Here is a 1,089-nt window from a genome sequence, read left to right as displayed (position 1 = left end):
ACCCCGTCCACCGCCCTCTATTTCAGGAGAAAGCAGCATGAAGTTTGTTGCGCCAGAACAGGCACCGGAACAGGCGGAAATCATCAGAAATACGCCGTTCTGGCCTGATGTGGACCTGTCGGAGTTTCGCAGCGTGATGCGCACTGACGGCACGGTGACGCAGCCGCGTTTAAAGCAGGTTGCGCTGTCGGCAATTTCGGAGGTCAACGCAGAGCTGTATGAGTTTCGCAGACGCCAGCAGATGCTGGGGTATGCCTCGCTGGCAGAAGTCCCGGCGGAACAACTGGACGGCAAAAGCGAGCGCATTCAGCACTATTTCAACGCGGTTTACTGCTGGGCACGCGCCATGCTCAACGAACGTTACCAGGACTATGACGCCACGGCATCCGGTGCGAAGCGGGGCGAGGAACTGGCGGAAGCAAGCGGTGATTTATGGCGTGACGCCCGCTGGGCCATCAGCCGGGTGCAGGATGCGCCGCACTGCACAGTGGAGCTTATCTGATGAAAGTGCGTGCGCATCAGTATGACACGGTGGACGCGCTTTGCTGGCGTCATTACGGGCGCACGCAGGGTGTCACGGAGCAGGTACTGAAGGCAAATCCGGGGCTTGCCGAATACGGCCCCTTTTTACCTCACGGGCTGCAGGTGGAGCTGCCGGACATTCCGACAACCACCACCGTGCAGACCGTCCAGCTATGGGACTGAATTATGACGCTTGAGCGAATCAGCGCCTTTATCACGTATTGCATCGCCGTCGTGCTGGCCTGGCTGGGCGATTTGTCCATCAAGGATGCCTCAACGCTGGGCGGCCTGATGATCGGTGTGCTGATGCTGGCTATCAACTGGTACTACAAACACAAAGCCTACCAGCTTCTGCGCGACGGGCAGATCTCGCGGGAGGACTATGAATCCATCAATCGTTAAACGCTGCCTTGTCGGGGCCGTGCTGGCTATTGCTGCCACGCTGCCGGGTTTTCAGCAGCTTCACACCTCCGTGGAGGGGCTGAAACTGATTGCCGATTACGAAGGCTGTCGTCTGCAGCCGTATCAGTGCAGCGCGGGTGTCTGGACCGACGGCATTGGTAATAC

3 protein-coding genes and 1 pseudogene are annotated in these 1,089 nt (G+C 58.7%); all 4 read left to right on the top strand.

All coding sequences use genetic code 11. From position 1 onward, the window contains the following. The first annotated feature begins 37 nt into the window (after window positions 1-37). Window positions 38-502 (top strand): head completion/stabilization protein, encoded by a 465-nt coding sequence (locus D9742_RS22570; protein ID WP_000673520.1) that lies wholly within the window; start codon window positions 38-40, stop codon window positions 500-502. Next, window positions 502-705, top strand: coding sequence for a tail protein X (locus tag D9742_RS22565; RefSeq protein ID WP_000868175.1), 204 nt, complete (start codon window positions 502-504; stop codon window positions 703-705). Before D9742_RS22570 ends, D9742_RS22565 begins: the two co-directional genes overlap by 1 nt. A gap of 3 nt (window positions 706-708) precedes the next feature. Beyond that, on the top strand, window positions 709-924 hold the full coding sequence (locus D9742_RS22560) for an HP1 family phage holin (protein WP_000171568.1): 216 nt from the start codon (window positions 709-711) through the stop codon (window positions 922-924). After that, window positions 905-1,089: pseudogene (locus tag D9742_RS22555) on the top strand (lysozyme); the annotation flags it as partial. The gene D9742_RS22560 and the pseudogene D9742_RS22555, both read left to right, overlap by 20 nt.

It is taken from the genome of Escherichia sp. E1V33 (genome assembly GCF_004211955.1).
Taxonomy (GTDB): domain Bacteria; phylum Pseudomonadota; class Gammaproteobacteria; order Enterobacterales; family Enterobacteriaceae; genus Escherichia.
The sequence above is the reverse complement of the archived record's forward strand: the minus strand, read 5'-3'. Positions and strand labels throughout refer to the sequence as shown.